Genomic DNA, 15,499 nt, shown 5'->3' on the forward strand with positions numbered 1-15,499 from the left:
CGAAATCGAATCAAATGATGACATTATGTTGCCGCAGCCTTGCATTACCAGGCTAATGTATTAATCCTTAAGGGGTACTACACCTGCTATGCAGATTCTTATTATGAACAAGGAGATACACATGAAGGCTGCTGTTGTTACTCAGGATCATCAGGTCAATGTCACTGAAAAAACCTTACGCCCGCTTAAGCATGGGGAAGCCCTGCTGAAAATGGAGTGCTGTGGTGTATGCCATACCGACCTCCACGTGAAGAACGGTGATTTTGGCGATAAAACCGGGGTAATCCTGGGCCATGAAGGTATTGGTATCGTGAAAGAAGTCGGCCCTGGCGTGACGTCGCTGAAAGTCGGCGACCGCGCAAGCGTGGCCTGGTTCTTTGAAGGATGCGGTCACTGCGAATACTGTAATACCGGTAACGAAACCCTGTGCCGTGACGTGAAAAACGCCGGTTACTCCGTTGACGGCGGCATGGCGGAAGAGTGCATCGTCACCGCGGATTACGCGGTAAAAGTGCCGGATGGTCTGGATTCGGCGGCGGCCAGCAGCATCACTTGCGCCGGTGTCACCACCTACAAAGCGGTGAAAATCTCCGGTATAAAACCGGGCCAGTGGATCGCGATTTACGGTCTGGGCGGGCTGGGCAACCTCGCGCTGCAGTACGCCAAAAACGTGTTTAATGCCAAAGTCATCGCTCTGGACGTTAACGATGAACAACTGAAGCTGGCGGCAAGCATGGGTGCGGATTTAACCATCAACTCACGCAGCGAAGATGCCGCTAAGATTGTTCAGGAAAAAACCGGCGGCGCGCATGCCGCAGTCGTCACCGCCGTCGCAAAAGCGGCCTTCAACTCGGCGGTGGATGCCGTGCGTGCCGGTGGCCGCGTGGTCGCCGTTGGCCTGCCGCCGGAAGCGATGAGCCTGGACATTCCGCGCCTGGTGCTGGACGGTATTCAGGTGGTAGGTTCGCTGGTTGGCACCCGTCAGGATCTGCAGGAAGCCTTCCAGTTTGCGGCCGAGGGCAAAGTGGTGCCGAAAGTAACAATGCGTCCTATCGAGGACATCAACGCCATTTTTAAAGAGATGGAACAGGGCCAGATCCGTGGCCGTATGGTGATCGACTTACGCTCGTAAACACCTTTTGCCGGGTAGTGGCTACGCCTTACCCGGCTCATTGCTACGACGAACGACGAACTGAAATCCACTCCTGAACCTCAATCTGGAAGGTGTCCGGCGCTTTTCGGTACATTTTACGCGCCAGGTCGAGAATAGTATGACGCGCGAGCTCCTCTTCCATCCGCTGCTGGGCGCTATCCATGACTGAACGTACTCCGCACGGGCCGTCGCAGACCCAGGCAGGCGGAGCTTCATCAAACACGGCCAGCCGCTGGCGCACTTCACGACATTCGAACATGTTTTTCTCGCCGTCAATGGCATGCGCCACATCCAGCACGCTGATCAGCTCCGCCGGACGCGCCAGCTTAAAGCCCCCGCCCTTACCTTCCGTACTGATGACCAGCCCGGCACGTGACAGGCGTGTGAAGATTTTGCCGAGGTAGTCATACGGCACGCCCTGCAAGGCAGCCATCTCCCGGACGCTCATCTCACGCTCGTTGCCCTTCGCATCCACCATACACATCAGGCTGTGAATGCCGTATTCCACACCGGAACTGTAAAACGCCATGGTTAACTCCGAATTAGTGTTCGGAGCATTATAACGATTTTTAACTCAGAAAGAAGTTGTCGGAGTTAACTCCGACAAGTATAGTGGCAGTTATGTCAGGCATGAAGCCTGGCGGGAGAAAGGATCGAATATGAAAAAGCAGATTTTAATCGTAGGCAGTGGTTTTGCGGGTATGTGGGCAGCCGTGAGCGCGGCACGTCTCTCTGAGCAGCAGGGTAATAACAGTCTGGAAATTGCGGTTCTGGCCCCCTTACCCGAACTGCGCGTTCGGCCACGCTTCTATGAGGAGAAGGTGTCAACGCTGGTTGCCCCGTTGACTGACCTGTTTGCCGAGCTTGATATCACATTCATTGCCGGACACGCGGAACAAATTGATACCACGGCGAAAACCGTTTTATACCGGATGTCCAATGGCGCGCATGCTACGGCTTCCTACGATAGGCTGATCCTCGCTACGGGCAGCCAGACCAAACGCCCAGCGATTGCTGGCCTGGCTGACTGCGCCTTTGATATCGACCAGCTGGAATCCGCACAGGTATTTGAGCGTCACCTTGATTCACTGGCGTTACGTCCCTCCACGCCCGAGCGCAACACCGTGGTAGTCTGCGGAGGCGGCTTTACCGGCATCGAGCTGGCAACGGAGCTACCTGCCCGACTGCGTGCCCGTTTTGGTGACAATACGGAGATTAAAATAGTCGTAGTTGAGAGAGGGCCAGTCATTGGCGGCCGTTATAGCGACGCATTGCGTAAAACAATTGCAGAGGCGAGTGAGGCGCTGGGCGTTGAATGGCGGCTGAAGAGTGAAGTTGAAGCCATTGATGCTCACGGCGTCACGCTGAAAAACGGTGAACGTATTGCTGCTGCGACCGTCGTCTGGACCGCAGGCGTCGAGGCAAATCCCCTCAGCCTGCAGATAGACGGTGAACGCGATAGCCAGGGCCGCCTGGTTGTGACAGAGACGTTGCAGGTCCCCGCACATCCTGACGTCTATGCCACCGGCGATATGGCTCACGCCAAAACAGACGATGCGGGCAACACGGCGCTGATGACCTGCCAGCATGCGATCCAGCTAGGGAAATTTGCCGGTCATAACGCTGCCGCCAGCCTGCTGAACGTTGCTCCTTACCCTTATCGTCAGGTGAACTATGTTACCTGCCTGGATTTAGGCGCGTGGGGCGCGGTCTATACCGAGGGCTGGGAACAGGCCGTCAAATCCGTCCGCGACGAGGCGAAGAAGATCAAAATCGCCATCACGAATGAGCTGATCTATCCGCCATTAGCAGACAAAACGGTCGCCTTTGCCGCCGCCGACCCGCTGGCGAAATTCGTTTAGGTCCCCGCCATCGCCCCGCTAACGGGGCGTTTTTATTTTCAGTTTCCGGCAATCCTTATCTTAATTCCTTTGTTCCCTTGTTTTCCCCCGCGCCCGATGATGAATCCGACTCTAACAAGAAGATAACAAAGGAATTCACCATGCAAACCCCATTTCGTCTGCCGCTGCTGACGGCGCTGATTCTGACGACAACTGCAGCCTGGTCCGCCGATGCGCCGGTCAAAGGCGGCACGCTGATTTATCTTGAACAACAGGCGCACACCAACCTCTATCCGCCTGCCGGCGGCTTCTACCCGAACGGCGGCATCCTGAACCAGATCACCGACAAACTGACGTGGCAAAATCCAAAGACGCTGCAGGTCGAACCGTGGGTGGCCGAAAGCTGGACCACCAACGCTGATAAAACTGAATACACCTTTAAACTGCGTCCCGGTATTACCTTCTCCGACGGCACGCCGCTGGACGCCAACGCCGTAGCAAAAAACTTTGATACCTACGGTTTGGGCAATAAGGCGCAGCGCCTGCCGGTGTCAGAAGTGATCAATAACTACGATCGCAGCGAAGTGATCGACCCGCTGACCGTGAAGTTTTACTTCAAAAAACCGTCGCCGGGGTTCCTGCAGGGCACCGCCACGATTGGCTCGGGTCTGGTCTCGCTCAGCACGCTGAAGCGCAACTTTGAAGAGCTGGGGGATGCCCGGCATATCATTGGCTCCGGCCCGTTTGTGGTGAAGGACGAGAAGCTGGGCCGCGAAGTGACGCTCGAAGCCCGTAAGGACTACCAGTGGGGGCCCAAAAGCCTGACGCAACAGGGTCCAGCCAATCTGGATGGCATCAAGTTTATCGTCACCCAGGAAGACAGCGTGCGCGTCGGTGCCCTTCTGGCCGGTCAGGCTGACTTTATTCGCCAGGTGCAGGCGTATGACGAAAAGCAGGCGACAGACCAGGGCTATAAAATCTACGCTGCCCCAACGCGCGGGGTGAACGACAGCATTAGCTTCCGCCCGGATAACCCGCTGGTCTCCGATATTCGCGTGCGCCAGGCGCTGCTGCATGCCACGAATGCAAAGCAGGTGGTCGAGACCCTCTTCTCGGCCAACTATCCGCAGGCGAAGTCGGTGATTGCCGATTCCGCCGCAGGCTTTGTCGATCTCAGCGACAAATTGACCTTTGATCCGGCAAAAGCCAACCAGCTGCTGGACGAGGCGGGCTGGAAAGCGGGCAGCGACGGGATCCGCGCCAAAGACGGCCAGCGGCTGGCGCTGACGGTATATGAATCCCTGCCGCAGCCGCAAAATAAAGAGGTGCTGCAGCTGGTTGCCCAGCAGTGGCGTCAGGTGGGCGTAGTGCTGAACGTAAAAGCCGGTGACGCTGGCAGCCGCACGCTGGATAACCTTGATCCACAGAAAACCCCGTTAACCGTCTCCGAAGTGGGCCGCGCCGATCCGGACGTGGTGAAAAGCATGTTCTACCCGGCTAACCGCGACGCGCTGCTGCAAAAAGGCGGCTCCAGCGACAAGGTCAAAAACTTCCGTGACGACAAGCTGAATGCGCTGCTGGTAAATATCTCCTCAGAGGTCGATCCGCAAAAACGCCTGCAGCTGACCGGCGATGCCCAGCGCTACCTGCTGGATAACGCCTACGTCATTCCGATTTTCGAGGAGCCGCAGGTCTTTGCTGGTGCGCCGTGGCTGAAAGGCGTCAATTTTGAAGCGGTCGGCCGCCCGTCGTTCTACGGCGCGTGGATTGAGAAACACTAAGGAGCTGACGATGCGCCACGCACTTCTTCAACGTCTTGGGCACGGGCTGCTGGTGCTGTGGGCCGCCTTTACCCTCTCGTTCGTGTTGCTCCAGGTGCTGCCTGGCGACGCGGTGCTGATTAAATTTCAGAACCCGGACCTGGGCCTAAGCCCGGCGCAAATCGAGGAGATGCGCGTGGCCTACGGCGCGGACAGCCCGCTGTGGCAGCAATACGGCCACACGCTGCTGGCGATGCTGCGCGGAGATTTCGGCTATTCATTACAGGCAGGGGTGCCGGTCAGCGAGCTGATTGCCAGCAATCTGCCGGATACCCTGAGCCTCGCCCTGCCCGCTTTTTTACTCGCGGTCCTGCTGGCGTTTGCGCTGGCCTTTGCGTCGCGTCTGCCGGGTCTGCGCTGGCTGAGTAATACCCTCCAGTCTCTGCCGGTTCTGTTTATCTCCTTACCCACGTTCTGGCTGGGGATTGCCCTCATTCAGCTTTTTTCTTTTCAGTTGCGGCTGATCCCGGTGATTAATCCGACGCCGCTGCAGGGGCTGATCCTGCCGATCGTGACCGTCGCGATCCCGATCTCCGCCCCGCTGGCGCAAATTCTGATGCGCAGCCTGGACCAGGTGGCGACGCAGCCGTTTGTCGCCGTCGCCCGCGCCAAAGGGCTGAGTGAAACCGCCGTCCTGTGGCGTCACGTCACCGGCAACGCGCTGCTGCCGGTACTCAATATTGCCGGGCTACTTCTGGGCGAACTGATTGCCGGAGCGCTGATCACCGAAACCGTATTTGGCCGCAGCGGGCTCGGGCAGCTGACCCAGCAGGCGGTGAACAACCAGGACATCGCCGTGCTTCAGGCGGTGGTCATGATTTCCGCTCTCGGCTTTGTCCTGATCAATCTGCTGGTGGACCTGCTGATGCCGCTGCTGGATCCCCGTCTGCAAACCGTTACCGGAGGTGCATCATGAGCCTGGTCGATTACGCTGCCGCCGCGCGAAAACGCGTTCCCGGCTGGCAGGGCGTCGCGTGGCAGCCGGGACTGTGGCTGGCGTGGGCGGTGATTATTCTCGCGATTTTTGCTGCCGTAGCCCCCGGCCTGTTAACCCACTACAGCCCGATTGAGGGCATCGCCGGAGCGCAACGTCTGGCACCGCAGGCGGGCCACTGGCTCGGCACCGATCAGCTTGGCCGCGATGTTTACGCGCGTATTGTGTATGGTGCGTCCCACTCCCTGAGCGCAGCGCTCGCTGCCGTCACGATGGGACTGGTGGTGGGCACCGGTCTGGGGGTTGTCGCCGGGGCGTTCGCGGGACGCGTCGAGTCTTTCCTGATGCGTTTTGTCGACGTGCTGCTGTCCATTCCGTCTCTGCTGCTCTCGCTGACGGTCATTATTCTGCTCGGGTTTGGCACCGTTAACGCCGCCATTGCCGTCGGCGTGGCCTCCATCGCCAGCTTCGCCCGCCTCGCGCGCGGTGAAGTGGTGCGCATCCGCCATACGGATTATGTCGAGGCGGCGTTTGGCAGCGGTGGGACGTTCCTGGCGGTCCTGTGGCGACACATCCTGCCCAACGCCTTAACCGCCGTCCTCGCCTTTGCCACGCTGCAGTTTGGTCAGGCCATTCTGGCGCTTTCCACGCTGAGCTTTCTCGGCTACGGCACCCCGCCGCCCGTTCCGGAATGGGGCTTATTGATTGCCGAAGGCCGTAACTATCTCTCTACCGCCTGGTGGTTAACTACCTTCCCCGGCGTGGTCGTCATCGCCGTCGTGCTTGCCACCAACCGTATCAGCCAACAGTTCAGCGGAGGCCTGAAATGACCGTACTCTCGGTAGAAAACCTGACCATCAGCTACCGTACCGCGCGCCAGTGGCGCGAGGTGGTGCATAACGTCAGCTTCACCCTCCGTCGGGGGGAAATGCTGGCCTTTGTCGGCGAATCCGGCTCAGGCAAAACCACCACGGCACAGGCGATTATCGGTCTGCTGGCGGATAACGCCCGACGCGATGCCGGGAAAATCGTGCTCAACGGCGAGGAGATTAGCCGGTGGTCAGCGAAGCGTCTCGATACCCTTCGCGGCGCGCGAATCAGCCTGGTTCCGCAGGATCCGGGTAATTCACTCAACCCGGTTAAGACGATCGGCGTACAGGTCGGGGAAATTATTCAGCAGCACCAAAAGGTAACGGCACTCCAGCGCGACGCGCAGGTGCTCGCCCTGCTGAAAAAGGTCGGCCTGAGCCATCCCGAACAGCGCATGAAGCAGTATCCGCATCAGCTCTCCGGCGGGATGAAACAGCGCGTGCTGATTGCCATCGCCATTGCCCTGCGCCCGGACGTGATCGTCGCCGATGAGCCCACCAGCGCGCTGGACGTGACGGTGCAAAAACGCATTCTCGATCTGCTGGATATCCTGCGCCGGGAATCGGGTACTGCGGTTCTGTTTGTCACTCACGATCTGGCGCTGGCCGCGCAGCGCGCGGACAGGCTGCTGGTGTTTCGCAACGGTGAGGTTCAGGAGCACGGCGACACCGCCGACATTGTCCGCACCCCGCAGCACGCCTACACCCGCCAGCTGTTGAGCGATCTCCTGGGCCAGCGCCTGACCATCGCCCCGGTAGCTGGCCTTCCGCTGGCGTCACCGGCCATTCGCGCCCGCGCCATCAGCAAACGGTTCTCGCTGGGCAAAGGTCATCACCTTCAGGCGCTGGATCGGGTGACGTTTGACGTCAGGCGCGGCAGCACGCATGCGCTGGTCGGGGAATCCGGCTCCGGGAAAACCACCCTCGCCCGTATTTTGCTGGGTTTTGAACAGGCGGACAGCGGACAGGTCATTATTGATGATATTGATGCCACCGACCTCAGCCGCGAGGCCCGCCGCCAGCTGCGCCAGAAGATCCAGTTTGTCTACCAGAACCCGTTCGCCTCTCTCGACCCGCGTCAAACCCTGTTTGACATCATCGAAGAGCCGCTGAAGAACTTTGCTCGCCTCAGCAAGGCGGAGCGCAAGGTCCGGGTGGAGACCGTGGCGCAGCGGGTTGCCCTGCCCGTCGAACTCCTGACCCGCACCGCAAGGGAGCTTTCAGGCGGGCAGCGCCAGCGCGTAGCCATCACCCGGGCGCTGATCCTGGAGCCGACTATTCTGGTGCTGGACGAGGCCACCTCCGCGCTGGACGTCACCGTACAGGCGCAGATTCTGGCTCTGCTTCAGCAGCTGCAGCAGCAACTGGGATTAACCTACCTGTTCATCACGCACGATCTCTCTACCGTTCGCTGTATCGCCCACAGCGTCACGGTGCTGCGCAGCGGTCAGGTAGTCGAACATGGTGACGTCGAGACCTTATTCACGTCGCCGCAGAACGACTATACCCGCGAGCTGATTGCCGCCATTCCCCATTTTTCACCCGCTACGGAGGAGTTCGCATGACGCGAAAACGCCTGGGATTTTTCACCCGCCTGCTTGACGACGCCACGCCGAAGGAACGCTATCGTCTGGCAACCGAACAGATCCGCCACGCCGAACGCCACGGTTTTGACAGCGCCTGGATCGCGCAGCACCACTTCCACGAAAGTGAAGGCGGCCTGCCGTCGCCGCTGCTGTTTCTGGCCCACGTTGCGGCGCATACCGAAACCATCCGCCTGGGGACGGCCATCATTACCCTGCCGATGGAAAACCCGCTGCGCGTGGCGGAAGATGCGGCGGTGCTGGATTTACTCGCCGATGGACGTCTCGAAGTCGGTTTTGGTTCGGGCGGCACGCCGACCTCTTTCCTGCCGTTCGGACTGACGTTTGAACAGCGCGGCGCGGCCTTTGCTGACCATTTGCATGTGATTCAGAGCGCCTGGCGCGGGGATTCGCTCACCCATCCGGATAATCACCTTTACCCGCCAGCGCCACAGCTGGCTGAACGGATCTGGATTGCCACCTTTTCCGTCGACGGTGCCGTTCGCGCCGCGCGGGCCGGACACGGTTTGATGCTCTCCCGCACGCAGCCGCGCCCGGCAGACCAGTTGGATTTGACGCTCGACGCGATCCAGAACCCGATTGTGGATGCCTACCTTGAGGCACTGCCTGCGGGCATTGCGCCGCGTATTCTGGCCTCCCGCACGGCGTTCGTCGCCGACAGCGATGACTACGCGCTGAAGGTCGCCACGCCGGGTCTTACCAGGCAGGCCCAGCAGCATCGCGCTACCGGACACGCGGTTAAAGGTGACACCGTCACAGATTTTCGTCGCCAGTTCGACGCCCATATCGGTTCGCCAGATACGGTGCTGCGTTCACTGCATGCGGACTCCGTTCTCAGGCGCGCCACGGATATCTCGTTCCAGGTTCATTCGGTCGAGCCCACCCATCGCGACACGCTGCGATCCATCGAACTGATCGCCGAACATATTGCCCCCTATATACGTTGAGGAGATACCTATGTCATTAAGTAAGGACATTCTCGCCGAGCTGGCGGAAATTAAACCCGGTTCCCCTCTGGCAGAGGCGCGCGCCACGCGGGACGCCGCCACGCGCCACGCACAGGGCAGCTACGAAATCTTATTTACCCAGCAGGATAGCGATTTTGCGCTCGACGAGCGCTTCGCCGTCGCGGCAAAAGTCGCCAGGTGGCACAACGCGGAGGCGCTGGCCGCGCACTATGCGGGGTTTGGCCTGGCCGACCCAACATCCGAACGCCTGACCCCTGCGCTGCACTTCGCGCGCCTGCTGACGTTCTCTCCCGTCGAAGCCACGCCGTCCGCGTTGACGGCGCTGACCCGGGCGGGCTGGAGCAAGGAAGGCATTGTTACCCTGGCGCAGCTTGTTGCGTTTGTCAGCTTTCAGAGCCGACTCGTCGCCGGGCTGCGGCTGCTAAATGACAAGCCGGTGGTGGCAAGCGATGCGCCGGTGGCGGCAGGCATCTGGCATACAACCGCAACCACGGTCTCCGGGAAGACGGCTCCCGTCGCGTTCACCCAGCAGGAGCTGGGCTGGGAGCCGTGGATCGACGCCAAACCGCTGGCTGATTTTCGTGATGACGAGATTGCGATCCTGGCGAAGTTTGGCCACACCGATTCCGACTATTTCCGCCTGCTGGGGCGCAACCTGCCGGTGCTTGAACAGCGCACGCTAACGGATAAAGGAATTTTTTATACACCGGGGGGATTACCGCGCGCCGAGCGCGAGCTGGCCGCAACGGTAGCCAGTAAAATCAACGGCTGCATCTACTGCGCCTCTGTCCATGCGCGTAAAGCCAGCCAGCTGTCAAAGGATGATGCTGCGGTAGAGGCTCTGCTGGCCGTGCGTCCGGGACGATCCCTGAGTGAGGGGCAATCTGCGCGCTGGCAGGCGGAAATTAATTTTGCGGCGGCGCTGTCGGTTACCCCGCCTGCCGCCACGCCGCTGAACCTTGCCGCTCTGGAAAAAGAGGGGCTGGACACCTTAGCCCAGCTGGACCTGGTGCAGTCCGCCGCGTTCTTCGCCTGGGCCAACCGCCTGATGCTGACGCTGGGTGAGCCCTGGCTTGCCTGAATGCAATCAGGCTAGCGCGCGAGCGTTAGCCTGAGCCTGTCTGGCCCGCAGGTAACCGTAGATCAACAATGCACTCATGGCCGAGAACGAGAGGAACGCCGCAGGCAGTGTGACGTAGCGCCAGCTAAAGCCGAGGGTAATCATCATCCCACCAAAGTACGCCCCGATCGCGCTGCCGAGATTAAACGCCATCTGCCCTCCGGCCGCCCCCAGCATCTCACCGCCCTTCGCATTTTGCAGAAGCAAAATTTGCAGCGGTGCAGAGAGCGCAAACAGCCCGGCACAGCAGATAAAGCCCATCACCAGCGAGGCCGTTTTCAGTTCGCCCAGGGCGAAAAGCAGCAGCAGCGAGGCGACAATCACCATATCGGTGATGGCCGCAATGCGCAGCGGGCTAAAGCGCCCCGAGAGTTTGCCGCTCAGCAGATTGCCCAAGACCATGCCAAGGCCCATCAGCATCATGATGGCCGTCATCATCCCTTCGGAAAAGCCAGAAACGTTGACCATAAACGGCTTAACGAAGCTGAACCACGCGAACACGCCAGCATTGCCAAACATGGTGGCGGCAAAAATCAGCCAGGGTTCCGGTTTCTTCAGGAAGTGGAACTGCTCGGACAATTTGATTTCTGATTTGTCATGGATATCCGGCACCCAGAGCAGAACCGAGAGGATAACCAGCGCGTCGAACGCAGCAATCAGGAAAAAGGTATAGCGCCAGCTGAACTGGTGCCCCAGCCAGGTGCCGAGCGGGACGCCCACCAGGTTGGCCACGGTCATCCCGGCGATCATCCCGGCCACCGCGACCGTCACCTTCCCGGGTGGCGCAATTTTAGAGAGGATAATCGCCCCGACGCCAAAAATGGCCCCGTGCGGAAAACCGGAGATCAAACGCCCCAGCGCTAGCCAGAAATACGACGTAGAAAACGTAAACAGGGCATTTCCGACTGCGCACATGGCAACCAGAAACAGCAGCGTCGTTTTTAACGAGAACTTGCCGGAGAACAGCGCCACAATCGGCGCGCCAATCACCACGCCGAACGCATAAAACGAGATCATATTCCCGGCGGAGGGAATCGAAATACCGGTGTCATGCGCCAGCTCGGTTAACACCCCCATAATGCCAAATTCAGCCATACCCAGGCCAAATGTGCCAAGCGCCAACGAAAATATTGTCTTTTTCATGCCTCAACCACCGGTTAATCAATCGCGAGGGCATTATTAAATAATCTTGTATGGTGAGCCAGTTCAAATCAGCTGGCTGACACATTAATCCATTAATTCAGGAGTTTTCTCCAACCGCGACACGGGGGAATGGAAAACAAAAAGCCCTGGCAGGTGTCAGAGCTTTAAAGGGTTTAAGGTCTGGCTTTTACGGTGTGCTTTCTTCCGCTGCTTTAGCGCGTGTAATAGCGCCAGCATTGAATATTGGGTGCTCGTAATTGTTCGTTACGTCACGAACGCGATAGATTTTCCATGCATCATCTTCACGACGAAGAAATACCTCAAGGTGGATGCTTCTCCCGTTACCCACCCCTTCAATAACCTGGACAACTTCACCGTTTAAAAATGGCCTGGCGTTTTCCACTCGTAACGCCGGTATCCATTCACGAGAGTAATCTTGGGTATACGTAAAATAGTCAGACTCTATTAACTCTTGTTCAAAGATTTCCTGAATAGCATTGATGCGAGCAATAGTATCAGCAGAAACATATTTGCGCAGTTCATCGGCAGGATAAGGCCTGGCTTCATCGCTGCCGAATGCAGAAAGATAGGATTTATAAAATGATACAGTAGCGTCTTGTGCGCTACGTCCTTGATTGGCAGCCGAACTACAGCTCACCAGCAACATAACGAATGATAAAAATATCCTTTTCATCTATGCATCCATAGCACGTTCATTACGAGAGCGCCCCAGAGCATGTGAGCGGAGATACGAAACCGCAGCGTCTTTATTCCAACTCATTCTTAGTTCCTTTTAGTAAATAAGAATGAATCATTACATTAACCACACACAAACAGTGGTATTAAAAATGCTTTTATTACATCCGCGGCGTTCTAATAGTGGAACGGGTGCTAAGCACCTGCGTAAATACCTCAGTAACTTCTTAAAAAAGCATTGTGATAAAAACAATACGCATAATAACAAGTGGATTACACTTCATAGTGCGGCCTCGCTTTTTCCACGCCGGACAACCTGAGGATGACAATCATGGGAAGCAAAAAGAAAACCCCTGTCGCTGTTGATGTCGCATCGAATGCCCCCCTTAAGACCAAAGAGTATGAAAAAGAGCTCCGCCGCCTGCACGTCGAACTGGTTAAGCTCCAGCAGTGGGTCGTCGCCAAAGGGTTAAAAGTGTGTATTGTTTTTGAAGGACGCGATGGTGCCGGCAAAGGCGGCACCATTAAAGCGATCACCGAGCGCGTCAGCCCCCGCGTGTTTCGCGTTGTTGCGCTTCCTGCCCCAACGGATAAAGAGAAAAGCCAGCTCTACTTCCAGCGCTATGTGCCTCACCTGCCCTCGGCGGGCGAAATCGTGATCTTCGATCGCAGCTGGTACAACCGCGCGGGCGTGGAGCGGGTGATGGGGTTCTGCACGGAGGAACAGGCGGAGAAATTTTTGGACGGCGCGCCGGTTATGGAAAAAGCGATGGTTGATGCCGGGATTATCTTGCTGAAGTACTGGCTGGAGGTGACGCCGAAAGAGCAGGAGCGGCGCCTGCGCGACCGCATTAACGATGGGCGTAAGATCTGGAAGCTGTCGCCGATGGATATTAAATCCTTTAACCTCTGGGACGAGTACACCCGCGCGCGCGACGCCATGTTTGAAGCCACTGACACCGCCTGGGCACCGTGGTTTGTCGCGCGTTCTGAAGATAAAAAACGCGTGCGTCTGAATATTATTTCGCATCTGCTTTCGCAGATCCCGTATAAAGAAATTCACGTCGACAAGGTGGATTTACCGAAGCGCAAAATCGGCAAAGTTAAACCCACAAAATACCCGTTCCGGTATGTAGAGGAGCGATTCTGATATAATTGGAAGGCGGCTCGCAGAATATAGATTACCAGGGGATACAGTATTGTTTTTTGTTGGCGGCGGTTGAAAATGACCGCACCAACAAAGGAGATAACGATGAAACATACCACAGAAGCAGAGCTGGGCCAGAACATCACATCGCGTAAGCCCTTGTGTCATGCAGAACAAAACTCAACCAGGCGGCGGCAGCCATCAGAAGAGGATCGTGCATTTATACGGGCAATGAATGATTTTGTGGAGAAACACGGAACCATCACTGATGATGAGTTTTTCAGGGTGCTTTAATGCTGAGACAATTTAATGTTTACCGTAATACATCTGCGGCTACACGGGACAAACTTCCCTATTATATGCTCATTCAGGATGATTGTTATGATGATCTTGCCACACGCGTAATTGTACCGCTCGCGAGAAATAATAAGTTGCCGTTATGGCAAAGCCATCTGGCTCCGGGGATAAATATCGACTTTGAAACGTTTCTGATTTATTCACCGATGATAACAAACATTAACAACAATAAAATCAACCCTAAAGACTTTGTTTGTAATTTACGCAACGCACGTCATGACGTTATAGCGGCAATTGATCGTTTATTGACTAACACATGAAGGCCCGCGCAAGCGCAGCGCCGCCGGGCAGAGCCGACGGCGCAGGTCTTACTTCATCCCTTCCGTACTTTCCTGTTTCGCCTCCAGCCGTTCCACATCACGATACCAGCGCGGGTGATGTTTCTGCGCCCAGCGGCGGCTCACCTTCCCTTCAATCATCCCTTTGATCGACCCTTTTACCCAGAACGCCATATACATATGGATCAGGATGGCATGAATCAGGATGATGGCAGACGTCGCGTGAATTAGCAGCGCGTAACGCACCACCTGGATCGGGAAGTACTGTGCAAAATACGGACGCCAGATCATCACCCCGGTCACCAGCAGCACAAAAATCATGCTCATGATGGTCCAGAACATCATCTTCTGTCCGGCATTGTATTTCCCCACCTTCGCGACTTTATGCTCGTTACCCTTCAGGACTTCGACAATCCCTTTCACCCACGGAATGTCCTGCTTGTCTGGGATGTTGTGGTGCACGAAACGCACGAACATAAACATCAGCACCACGAAAATCAGCACGCCGAAGAACGGGTGCAGAATGCGCCCCATTTGTGGCGTCCCGAAGGTTTCCGTAAGCCACTGTAGCGTCGGGAAAAAGAACGAAATGCCGGATACCGCCACCAGGAAGAAGCAAATGACCACCGTCCAGTGACAGGCGCGATCGACAAATTTGGTGCGCACTATCATTTTCGACTTACTCATGATGCTCCTCCTCGTCGTCATCCGCCTCTTTATTCGGGCCGATACCGATGTAGTGATAAATCAGCCCCGCAAAGGTCGCGATAAAGCCCGCCGCTGAGAGCGGTTTAAGCGCCCCTTTCCACAGGTTGATGGAGGTATCGATCGCCGGATCTTTCGGCAGGTTGTGATACAGCTCCGGCTGGTCGTTGTGATGCAGCACATACATCACGTGCGTGCCACCCACGCCCTGCGGGTTGTAAATGCCCGCCTTGTCGTAGCCGCGCGCTTTCAGCTTATCCACGCGCTCTTGCGCCACGTCGAGCATCTCTTTTTTGCTGCCGAAGTGGATAGCCCCGGTCGGACAGGTTTTCACACAGGCAGGCTCCTGCCCGACGCTGACGCGGTCCACGCACAGGGTGCATTTGTATACCCGGTTATCCTCTTTATTGAGGCGCGGGATATTAAACGGACAGCCCGCGATGCAGTAGCCGCAGCCGATACAGTTGTCCTGCTGGAAGTCGACGATGCCGTTGGCGTACTGAATTATCGCACCGGCAGACGGACACGCCTTCAGGCAGCCCGGATCTTCACAGTGCATACAGCCGTCCTTGCGGATCAGCCACTCCAGCCTGCCGTTCTGGTCGGTTTCGCTAAAGCGCATCACCGTCCAGGATTTGGCGCTCAGATCCGCCGGGTTATCGTAAACCCCGACGCAGTGCCCCACCTCGTCGCGGATATCGTTCCACTCCGAACAGGCCACCTGGCAGGCCTTACAGCCCACGCAGGAGGAGACGTCGATAAGCTTGGCGACTTCAGCCTTGTAGTCCCGCGCGCGAGGCGCGGGAGTGATCGGGTTAGTCGCGGAGCGTTTAATAATGTCTTGTGTTTCCATCGCCATTTAAT

General features: G+C 57.3%; 16 protein-coding genes. 11 read left to right on the top strand and 5 right to left on the bottom strand.

The genetic code is table 11. The annotated features are described in order from the left end of the window. The first annotated feature begins 121 nt into the window (after positions 1-121). On the top strand, positions 122-1,132 hold the full coding sequence (adhP, locus tag DG357_RS11750) for an alcohol dehydrogenase AdhP (protein WP_041909867.1): 1,011 nt from the start codon (positions 122-124) through the stop codon (positions 1,130-1,132). 43 nt (positions 1,133-1,175) lie between these two features. On the opposite strand, the gene DG357_RS11755 is transcribed toward adhP, so the two are convergent. After that, complete coding sequence (locus DG357_RS11755; protein ID WP_028013240.1) at positions 1,176-1,682, bottom strand: RrF2 family transcriptional regulator; 507 nt, start codon at positions 1,680-1,682, stop codon at positions 1,176-1,178. A 130-nt stretch (positions 1,683-1,812) separates the two neighbouring features. On the opposite strand from DG357_RS11755, the gene DG357_RS11760 reads away from it, so the two are divergent. From DG357_RS11760 to DG357_RS11790, 7 genes are all read left to right on the top strand, one after another. After that, positions 1,813-3,015 (top strand): NAD(P)/FAD-dependent oxidoreductase, encoded by a 1,203-nt coding sequence (locus DG357_RS11760; protein ID WP_088205479.1) that lies wholly within the window; start codon positions 1,813-1,815, stop codon positions 3,013-3,015. Positions 3,016-3,155: 140 nt separating this feature from the next. Next, positions 3,156-4,775 (top strand): TIGR04028 family ABC transporter substrate-binding protein, encoded by a 1,620-nt coding sequence (locus DG357_RS11765; RefSeq protein ID WP_088205480.1) that lies wholly within the window; start codon positions 3,156-3,158, stop codon positions 4,773-4,775. 10 nt (positions 4,776-4,785) lie between these two features. Next, on the top strand, positions 4,786-5,730 hold the full coding sequence (locus tag DG357_RS11770) for an ABC transporter permease (RefSeq protein WP_047368609.1): 945 nt from the start codon (positions 4,786-4,788) through the stop codon (positions 5,728-5,730). Then, positions 5,727-6,578, top strand: a complete 852-nt coding sequence (locus DG357_RS11775) for an ABC transporter permease (RefSeq protein WP_063437959.1) — start codon at positions 5,727-5,729, stop codon at positions 6,576-6,578. Before DG357_RS11770 ends, DG357_RS11775 begins: the two co-directional genes overlap by 4 nt. Continuing rightward, the gene (locus DG357_RS11780; RefSeq protein ID WP_088205481.1) at positions 6,575-8,182 is read left to right on the top strand and encodes a dipeptide ABC transporter ATP-binding protein; all 1,608 of its coding nucleotides are present in this window, start codon (positions 6,575-6,577) and stop codon (positions 8,180-8,182) included. Before DG357_RS11775 ends, DG357_RS11780 begins: the two co-directional genes overlap by 4 nt. Next, the gene (locus DG357_RS11785) at positions 8,179-9,168 is read left to right on the top strand and encodes a putative FMN-dependent luciferase-like monooxygenase (protein WP_088205482.1); all 990 of its coding nucleotides are present in this window, start codon (positions 8,179-8,181) and stop codon (positions 9,166-9,168) included. Before DG357_RS11780 ends, DG357_RS11785 begins: the two co-directional genes overlap by 4 nt. A gap of 10 nt (positions 9,169-9,178) precedes the next feature. After that, on the top strand, positions 9,179-10,270 hold the full coding sequence (locus DG357_RS11790) for an alkylhydroperoxidase domain protein (protein ID WP_088205483.1): 1,092 nt from the start codon (positions 9,179-9,181) through the stop codon (positions 10,268-10,270). A gap of 6 nt (positions 10,271-10,276) precedes the next feature. Here DG357_RS11790 and araJ read toward each other — a convergent pair whose 3' ends face one another. Then, positions 10,277-11,452 (bottom strand): MFS transporter AraJ, encoded by a 1,176-nt coding sequence (gene araJ / locus DG357_RS11795; protein ID WP_041909850.1) that lies wholly within the window; start codon positions 11,450-11,452, stop codon positions 10,277-10,279. A 187-nt stretch (positions 11,453-11,639) separates the two neighbouring features. After that, positions 11,640-12,146, bottom strand: a complete 507-nt coding sequence (locus DG357_RS11800; protein ID WP_088205484.1) for a YbjP/YqhG family protein — start codon at positions 12,144-12,146, stop codon at positions 11,640-11,642. 333 nt (positions 12,147-12,479) lie between these two features. On the opposite strand from DG357_RS11800, the gene ppk2 reads away from it, so the two are divergent. The 3 genes from ppk2 to DG357_RS11815 all read left to right on the top strand — a co-directional run bounded on the left by ppk2 (position 12,480) and on the right by DG357_RS11815 (position 13,912). Continuing rightward, positions 12,480-13,298, top strand: coding sequence for a polyphosphate kinase 2 (gene ppk2 / locus DG357_RS11805; protein ID WP_088205485.1), 819 nt, complete (start codon positions 12,480-12,482; stop codon positions 13,296-13,298). A gap of 102 nt (positions 13,299-13,400) precedes the next feature. Continuing rightward, on the top strand, positions 13,401-13,589 hold the full coding sequence (locus DG357_RS11810) for a type II toxin-antitoxin system CcdA family antitoxin (protein WP_045260590.1): 189 nt from the start codon (positions 13,401-13,403) through the stop codon (positions 13,587-13,589). Then, positions 13,589-13,912 (top strand): CcdB family protein, encoded by a 324-nt coding sequence (locus tag DG357_RS11815; protein ID WP_047368614.1) that lies wholly within the window; start codon positions 13,589-13,591, stop codon positions 13,910-13,912. Before DG357_RS11810 ends, DG357_RS11815 begins: the two co-directional genes overlap by 1 nt. Positions 13,913-13,960: 48 nt before the next feature. On the opposite strand, the gene fdnI is transcribed toward DG357_RS11815, so the two are convergent. Next, entirely contained in the window at positions 13,961-14,617 is a 657-nt protein-coding gene (gene fdnI / locus DG357_RS11820) for a formate dehydrogenase-N subunit gamma (RefSeq protein WP_028013252.1), read from the bottom strand. Further along, positions 14,610-15,494: a formate dehydrogenase subunit beta gene (gene fdxH, locus DG357_RS11825; protein WP_088205486.1), complete on the bottom strand. Its 885-nt coding sequence runs from the start codon at positions 15,492-15,494 to the stop codon at positions 14,610-14,612. The genes fdnI and fdxH overlap by 8 nt, the downstream gene beginning before the upstream one ends. Positions 15,495-15,499: the final 5 nt, after the last annotated feature.

Source organism: Enterobacter bugandensis, from assembly GCF_900324475.1.
In the GTDB taxonomy this organism is placed as follows: Bacteria; Pseudomonadota; Gammaproteobacteria; order Enterobacterales; family Enterobacteriaceae; genus Enterobacter; species Enterobacter bugandensis.

Excerpts from the sequence above, each read along its gene's own strand:
- adhP (WP_041909867.1), top strand. The coding sequence starts at position 122 with ATGAAGGCTGCTGTTGTTACTCAGGATCATCAGGTCAATGTCACTGAA.
- DG357_RS11755 (WP_028013240.1), bottom strand. The coding sequence starts at position 1,682 with ATGGCGTTTTACAGTTCCGGTGTGGAATACGGCATTCACAGCCTGATG.
- DG357_RS11760 (WP_088205479.1), top strand. The coding sequence starts at position 1,813 with ATGAAAAAGCAGATTTTAATCGTAGGCAGTGGTTTTGCGGGTATGTGG.
- DG357_RS11765 (WP_088205480.1), top strand. The coding sequence starts at position 3,156 with ATGCAAACCCCATTTCGTCTGCCGCTGCTGACGGCGCTGATTCTGACG.
- DG357_RS11770 (WP_047368609.1), top strand. The coding sequence starts at position 4,786 with ATGCGCCACGCACTTCTTCAACGTCTTGGGCACGGGCTGCTGGTGCTG.
- DG357_RS11775 (WP_063437959.1), top strand. The coding sequence starts at position 5,727 with ATGAGCCTGGTCGATTACGCTGCCGCCGCGCGAAAACGCGTTCCCGGC.
- DG357_RS11780 (WP_088205481.1), top strand. The coding sequence starts at position 6,575 with ATGACCGTACTCTCGGTAGAAAACCTGACCATCAGCTACCGTACCGCG.
- DG357_RS11785 (WP_088205482.1), top strand. The coding sequence starts at position 8,179 with ATGACGCGAAAACGCCTGGGATTTTTCACCCGCCTGCTTGACGACGCC.
- DG357_RS11790 (WP_088205483.1), top strand. The coding sequence starts at position 9,179 with ATGTCATTAAGTAAGGACATTCTCGCCGAGCTGGCGGAAATTAAACCC.
- araJ (WP_041909850.1), bottom strand. The coding sequence starts at position 11,452 with ATGAAAAAGACAATATTTTCGTTGGCGCTTGGCACATTTGGCCTGGGT.
- DG357_RS11800 (WP_088205484.1), bottom strand. The coding sequence starts at position 12,146 with ATGAAAAGGATATTTTTATCATTCGTTATGTTGCTGGTGAGCTGTAGT.
- ppk2 (WP_088205485.1), top strand. The coding sequence starts at position 12,480 with ATGGGAAGCAAAAAGAAAACCCCTGTCGCTGTTGATGTCGCATCGAAT.
- DG357_RS11810 (WP_045260590.1), top strand. The coding sequence starts at position 13,401 with ATGAAACATACCACAGAAGCAGAGCTGGGCCAGAACATCACATCGCGT.
- DG357_RS11815 (WP_047368614.1), top strand. The coding sequence starts at position 13,589 with ATGCTGAGACAATTTAATGTTTACCGTAATACATCTGCGGCTACACGG.
- fdnI (WP_028013252.1), bottom strand. The coding sequence starts at position 14,617 with ATGAGTAAGTCGAAAATGATAGTGCGCACCAAATTTGTCGATCGCGCC.
- fdxH (WP_088205486.1), bottom strand. The coding sequence starts at position 15,494 with ATGGCGATGGAAACACAAGACATTATTAAACGCTCCGCGACTAACCCG.